This is a genomic window from Actinocorallia aurantiaca, from assembly GCF_039533685.1.
Classification (GTDB): Bacteria; Actinomycetota; Actinomycetes; order Streptosporangiales; family Streptosporangiaceae; genus Actinocorallia; species Actinocorallia aurantiaca.
On the sequence record NZ_BAAATZ010000048.1, the window covers coordinates 1 to 6,860 of the forward strand.

Below are 6,860 nucleotides of genomic sequence, written 5' to 3' on the forward strand. Positions count from 1 at the left end.
TGGATCTGCTGGTCAGACGCTGGTTTCCGTCTGGTGTGACCACTGTCTCTCTTTGGTCAGTGACGCCGCACGGCCGTGGCGGGACATCTGGGGACGTCCTTGTTAGCCTCGGGACGTCCCCAGACGTCCGGAGGGCCGTATGACGAACGACCGCTTGCGTGACGCCCTGATGCGGGCCGGCCTGACTCCTGCACAGCTCGCGGAAAGGGTGGGCGCAGACCCCAAGACCGCAGAGCGCTGGATCACTACGGGGCGACCGCCCTACCCGAAGACGCGCTACCAGATCGCGGCGCTACTCGGCGAGAGCGAAAGCTACCTCTGGCCTGGGGCTGTACCGAAGGCCCGGCAGGCACAGGCATCGGAATCAGAGCTGGTGAAGCTCTACCCCAACCGGTCCGCAGTTCCGCCGGACACGTGGCTGAGACTGTTCCATGGGGTGGTGAGCAGGCTCGATGTGCTCGTCTACTCGGGGCTCTTCGTCCCGGAGCTCCACCCGGACCTGCTCGACACTCTGAAGGAAAAATCGATAGCAGGCGCGCAGGTGCGATTCCTGCTCGGAGATCCTGATTCGAGCCAGGTTGCTGACCGTGGAGCGGAGGAAGGGATCGGGGCTGCGATGGCAGAAAAGATCCGGACCGTCCTGGGCTTCTACCAGCAGCTTGAAGGGATGCCGAGAATCCGGGTTCGCCTGCACCGAACGACGCTGTACAACTCGATCTACAGATTTGATGACGACCTTCTCGTCAACTCGCACTTGCTTGGAGTTCCTGCCGCCCACGCTCCCATCCTGCACTTTCGGAAGCTGAGTTCCGGTGGAGTCTTCGACCTGTACTCCAAGAACTTCGATCGCATCTGGAACGAAGCCATGCCAGCATGGCCAGAGAGCGAGGCTGTCTAAATGAGTCGTCGTATCGACTACCTCAACGATCCTGACGCGCCCCCCGCGAACAGCATCGTTCCTTCGGTGAATGTCGTCGTCGTCAACGACCGAGGCGAAATATTGATGATTCGCCGGACAGACAACGGCAACTACGCTGTACCCGGCGGTGCCATGGACTTCGGTGAATCCATTGCTCAAGCTGCGATAAGAGAGACCAAAGAAGAAACAGGGATCAACTGCGAGATAACCAGCCTAGTCGGTATCTACACAAATCCCGGTCACGTCATCGAATACACCTCGAACGGCGAGGTTCGGCAAGAATTCTCAGTTGTCTTCAAGGCTAAACCAACTGGCGGATCTCCCACCCCAAGCTCAGAATCGTCTGAAGTCCTCTGGGTCGCCCCCAACCAAATTTCGAAACTGAAAATTCACCGTTCAATGCTCGAACGCATCGAACGGTGCCTATCCGGTGAGATCGAGCCCTACATCGGGTGAGTCTCCGCGAGTAGGCCTGAGATGCGTTCCGCCGTTGCGAGGATCTCGGGCTCGGCGATGTCGATGAACTGGGTCACGAGGTCGCCTGGACCGTAGCGTGACCGAATCTCCGTCAGTCGCGCGAGCACCTCGACACGGTCGCCGTCCGGGCTGGTCGTCATGTCGCAGAAGCACAGAGCATCGGCGACGTCCGAACGCTCATGCGAGAATTCGTCACGGAGAATCCCGCTCAGGCCGCGAAGGTCGGCCTCGATATGCGCACACGTGTGGTGTGCGACCAAACAGACGATCCGCTCATCTACTCCGAGTCGGCGCAGATGCCGGGCCCCGTCGATCGGGTGGAACCCCGTGTCCACCAACAGGGGCGCATATCCGATGTCATGCAACCATGCCGCCGCAGGGAGTACTCCCACAGAGCCAGGAATGTGCTCGGACACCTTTTCCGCCCAGGTGCCGACCCCTTGAACGTGGTTCCAACGGCGAGGCAAGATTTCGGCGAGTAGCTCGCCAGCGATGTCCTTTGCTTGCTCGATCCTCATTCGGTTTTTCCTCCTTGCCAGGTAATGAGCCTGCCCTTGCCCTGCTGTTTCTCCAGAACGCCTTCTTCTTCCAAGCGCTCGATCGCCCGATGTACGGTGATCCGTGCTACACCGAACCTTGCGGCGAGGTCCCGCTCACCCGGCAATGCCGTACCCACCCCAAATTCGCCCGTCTTGACCGAATTCTTAATGGCATCCATTACTTCTTGCGTGCGGCTCCCAGACCCGACTAGCCAACCGCGCCCAGATACCGCCGTCACTAGACCTTCGTCAGCAAGCATCTGAAGGGCTTTCCTCACCGTTCCGGGTGCTACCTCGAAACGGGTGGCGAGTTCGGAAGATTTCCATTCGGTGACCTGCGACTCAGTCACTTCTCTACGCAGTTGCGCGGCAACCTGCTCGTACTTGGCGCTCGCCTCACGGCTCGATTCGTCGTTCGTCTTCGCTCTGACAAACCGGCCCTTCCCGCTGACGGCCTCCACGATCCCCTCCGCTTCGAGTACTTCGAAGGCGCGCCGCACGGTCGCTCGGGCGACACCGAATCGGGCGACCAGAGCAGCCTCAGACGGCAGGCGGTGGCCTGCACTCCAACGGCCGGCGTCGATCTGCTGCCGTATCTCTTCGGCGATCTCCTGGAACCCCACCGATGCCACGCGATACCTCCAAGCGAACGGGGTAGAAGCCTTCGCTCGACTGTACGGCCATGAACCCAGCTTCGGGTGTCGGCCAGCTGTTGGCTCACCCTCTACCTCGTGGAAGACGCCTCAGCTAGCCACGCAGGTAAATCTGTCCATGAGTCAGGTGCCCTGGTCGCTTCCCGCTTCATCAGCCCAGACCAAATCATCAAGGTCACAGACATCCCCTACCAGTCTCAACCCCTGCCGGATGAGAAGTTTCTTCACGGGTTCAAGGCGGCCCGCTCCGGTCGGCCAGGCCGGGCATGCTGCCTCTTCGGGCCAGTCCCGCCCCGGCAACCGGCGCACGAAATGACCCCCTACGATCCACTTTCAGATGTCGCTGACGTCCGTTCGGCGCCTACACTTCGAGGGTTCATGAAGAAGTCGGCTAGCTGCTCATTCGGATCGGAGCTCCTAACTTCGACCGCCATTTCTCCAGAACGTCCTTCATAAATTACAATCCAGTTTGCAATGCTTAGTTTCGAAGTCTTTTCTTCAATATATTTCCTGGCTTGGCGACCGACCCCTTCCAGGGTGTAACGGTGATCTATATGAAGGGTAACCCCGAGCCCTTCACCGAACACCTGCGAGGTATTGCACCAGCCATGCGAACTTAGCCGGGAACTAACCCGAGCGATCGCCTCATTCCACTGATCACGCGAATCTCCATCTCCGCACAATAGCCCGAGCGAAGCAGTCGCCCAGTGCTCAGGACGTTCCTGTTCCAAGCGTTCGATAAGCCGCCTAAGCCCCTCTGGAACCTCTGGAGTGGGCTTTGGTGTCTCTACAGTCCTAACCCCTGAGCGCCAGAAATACCATGAGTCGATCGGCTCTGTATAACTAAGAAGACGAAAGATGTTCGGAGCTCCAGGCCCGTCGAGCATTTGGTCGAAGAACAGCCCTTCCAGAATATAGTGGCCGACCCAGTCAAGTTCATCATGAGCCTTTATACGTGAGTCTCTCTCAAGCCGTTGCCGCCTGGTGAGATAGTTTATTAGATGCGAGCCTTGCAAAAGCTCGACAACCACCATGAGATCCGTTAGGGACAGAATCCATGGCACGTTCCGCCCAGCGGGCAATGCCTCAATTCCCTTTAGCTCATTAGCATGAGTTGCCCACGTGGTGATGTCATCCAAGCAGACGATTACTTCGAATGAAAACGGACTATTCAATGCTTTAGCTTGGTTCGCATCAAATCCGAGCGATGAAGCCCCTTCTTCCCTAATCGCGTCGTTTAGTGCTTCGTGCTGTCCGGCCGCCTCCTTGATGAGCTTGTCTATATCCCTCCTCATGCGCTCAGGCGATCCACGGCGCGCCGATCCGGATAGCCTACCTGCTTTACATTGAATAAGGAGAGTGACATCGTCGGCAGCAACAAGTCCATCTAGATCGCTATTATTAGCGGAGGAGTTCCATTGAAGCGACTTCCATGAAATGCTTCCAGGAAGAGCACCGGAAAGGAGCTCTACGGCGCGACGCTCGACGTAACTTCCGCGAGCTTTCAGGTACTTTTCCCACTTCTTGGGCGGAAGCTTCTCCCTAAGTAGATCCTCCAACCTCTGCCGCAAGCTCTCTATGATAGTTGCGGGCGAGGGGCATAGGAATCCGTCGTCAACCTGCATAAATGGTTTGGCTACCAAGGGATGCTGACCGGTGGGATAGGCATGATGCCGCGCAATGAACTCCTCCGGACCGCAGGTGAACGCGCGAAGGAAGCTCAAGCAGGATTCAATATCCAGCGAGCAAGATTCAGCTAGATCTTGAGGGCTTATTAGCCCAATCTGTTTTGCGTCATGAAACATCCAGGTATCAATCAGCTTTGCTAGGTATAGTTTTCCCTCGCTTGGCGAGAGCTGGAGAGCCCAAGAGGGGTACTTGGAGCTGGTATAGCCAGATCTCCTGCCCTTCCGACGCTCTCTCTTAAATTCTTCCGCCATCCTTATGAAGCCGGCCTGAGCCTCTGGCGCTCTCGCATCGATCCTCGATTGAATAATACGATGAATCCCCTCAACCATCCTCAATGCATCATGGATATCGAACCCAAGGGCCTCAGTGCATTCTCCTGAGAATTCACCTAGGGTCCCTTTGAGGACATCGACCAAATGCTCATCGTAGGCAGAACCTCGAATTCCTAGTGAACTAAGGCGCGTCTTTAGAACGTATTCAATGGAACGATTGCTGGGGTCTTTCTCGCGCGCGGCAAGAGCTTCAATCACCAGCAGCATTGATGCATTATTGAACATCTTGCGTACGATGCTGAGAGCTGCGAATGTGCGATCATAGTCTCGGCCGTAGTTGGGCAATGAATCAGCCCTTCCCGCACCGTTCAGTGACAGTGCTTGAAGAGCCAGATATTCTATGTGTGATGGAGAACGGTCATCCTCCCATTCTTTATAAGTATTTGGATCGCTTTGGAGATACTTCATGCTCGCGCGAGCCACAAGGTCCATCGGGTCCGTTTCCCCAAGCACCTCGATAAGGTGATTTCGAAGCTCCTCCTGCTCTCTTTGAATAGCGGTAGCTTGTTGAATAAAGTTGGTTTTGATCTCCTCATGATGTTCTGGAGTCGAAAGATTCCTCATCTCTATGTAGCGCCCGGATCGCGCCATATATCCAAGGGAGGTCTCTAGGTAGTCATCAAACCCGGCGGGGATGTCAGACTTTTTGGTAGTGGTAGTCTTTTTGATTTTCCTGCTTTTGGTCATGCGCTTCCCTCCTGCCAATGCCCTATCGTCTCAGGAGCGGCAGCGAGCTTCAAGGGAATTTCCCTTAATCAGGCATTAGTACGCAATGTCACATTAGTCCGATAGGAGCACAAATGGGCTGCTATGTAACTATCGCCACGTCGGGACTGAGGTCAGCGCGTGGTTGGGGGTGATCGACTGATGCGCCGCTTCCGGTCCTCGAAGCCTGACGGCCCCTGTGGTCCAGGTCGGCTTGTCCTCGGACAACTCGGGTAGCTGTTGTAGGTGGAGACGGCTTTCGGTTAGCCAACGAGCGCAGCCCCGTAGAGGCCGGTTGGGTGACCAGATGAGTGACAATCGGAACGGACAAGCGCGGACGCTGGTGGATGTCGGGAAATCTGCTGAGGCAGGCCAAGGAGCGCGTTCAGCTGCTGAGGATCTTGGTATCTACGCTTCGGGACGAAGAGGCTTCGAGTTCAATCATGGACGGGTCAGGATTGCGAGACGCCTAGGGCGCGCGCCCAGGGTCATGTCTACGGGCCGTCTACGGGCCGTCCGAGGGTAGCCAAGGGCGACAGATCACACTCAATACTCACTGTCGGCTGAGCTGTTCGACCCCTGTACACAAGGTCAATCGATCTCGGGGTCTGTAGATCGCCACTTCCTGCGCAACAATCGTGTCGAAGGAGGCCTGGTGGCCTCAACGCGCTTGAGAGAACTTCCTCTACGTCTTCAAGGCGGCCCTCACCGGGCCGCACGCGCCGCCGACTCGGCGCGGCCCCGGCCAGCTCCACTACTGCTACGTGGCCGGACCCGCCGGCGCCGGTCGGCAGGCACGGACGAGGAAGGAGGGCCGCGAACCGAGGCCGCAAGGGGCGCCGAGCTCTGGTCACGGGGCCGAGTTGTCCAGCGCACGCTGAATCAAGTGGGCGGCCTGGTGGTGCGGTGAGCGCGCCGCTGACCGGTTCCCGACTTGCACAGGGCCCCTTGCAGGGCCTCGCGACGGGCCATTGCGGGCAGGCAGGTGCCAGCCCGTCCGCCGGAAGGCTAAGAGGCCCCACCCCCGCGCAAGTCCGGAACCGTCCAGCTCCTACTAGTCTCTAGCGGTGGCCTAAAACGGCACCGCTCATCACGCCGATGCGTCAATATTGTAACGAGGGCGCAATCGATACCCATCCACAGCTAAGCCCGCCCAAAGTATGACTAGTGAGAACTTGTGGCCAGAAATATCGAAGAAGCATTTAAGGAATTTAACAAAAGCATCTCAGTGAGCCCTGCCGAAAGATCCGAGGCTTTGGGTTCTGCTGATCTAATAATTGAGAAAATAAAAAAAAGCTCGATTGTTGATGATTGCTTTGCGTCCGGATCTCTTGTTCGCACTACAGCAATACGTGAATTCTCGGACCTCGATCTAGTGATGGTCCTAAAGGGTGACTCGAATCAAGAAAGTCCCAGAGGTGCTATTTCCCGAGCAATGGAAATAATTCAAAAAATCTATCCCGAGGCAAGGCGCTCAAGCAATACAATAAATTTGACCCTTAGCGAGGGGCTAAGTGTTGACATATTGCCAGCGTTCAAATATTCC

At 56.9% G+C, this 6,860-nt stretch carries 6 protein-coding genes; 3 read left to right on the forward strand and 3 right to left on the reverse strand.

Annotated features, from left to right (window positions below; genetic code table 11):
• Positions 1-139: 139 nt before the first annotated feature.
• The gene (locus ABD327_RS37185) at positions 140-898 is read left to right on the forward strand and encodes a helix-turn-helix domain-containing protein (protein ID WP_344458461.1); all 759 of its coding nucleotides are present in this window, start codon (positions 140-142) and stop codon (positions 896-898) included.
• Positions 899-1,375 (forward strand): NUDIX hydrolase, encoded by a 477-nt coding sequence (locus ABD327_RS37190; RefSeq protein WP_344458464.1) that lies wholly within the window; start codon positions 899-901, stop codon positions 1,373-1,375. It abuts the gene before it with no gap.
• Here ABD327_RS37190 and ABD327_RS37195 read toward each other — a convergent pair.
• The 3 genes from ABD327_RS37195 to ABD327_RS37205 form a co-directional block, all read right to left on the reverse strand.
• The gene (locus ABD327_RS37195; protein ID WP_344458467.1) at positions 1,363-1,914 is read right to left on the reverse strand and encodes an HD domain-containing protein; all 552 of its coding nucleotides are present in this window, start codon (positions 1,912-1,914) and stop codon (positions 1,363-1,365) included. The genes ABD327_RS37190 and ABD327_RS37195 overlap by 13 nt on opposite strands.
• Entirely contained in the window at positions 1,911-2,567 is a 657-nt protein-coding gene (locus ABD327_RS37200) for a GntR family transcriptional regulator (RefSeq protein WP_344458470.1), read from the reverse strand. The genes ABD327_RS37195 and ABD327_RS37200 overlap by 4 nt, the downstream gene beginning before the upstream one ends.
• Before the next feature lie 341 nt (positions 2,568-2,908).
• Entirely contained in the window at positions 2,909-5,296 is a 2,388-nt protein-coding gene (locus ABD327_RS37205; RefSeq protein WP_344458473.1) for a hypothetical protein, read from the reverse strand.
• A gap of 1,195 nt (positions 5,297-6,491) precedes the next feature.
• On the opposite strand from ABD327_RS37205, the gene ABD327_RS37210 reads away from it, so the two are divergent.
• The coding region (locus ABD327_RS37210) for an SMODS domain-containing nucleotidyltransferase (protein ID WP_344458476.1) at positions 6,492-6,860 on the forward strand (369 nt) is incomplete at its 3' end.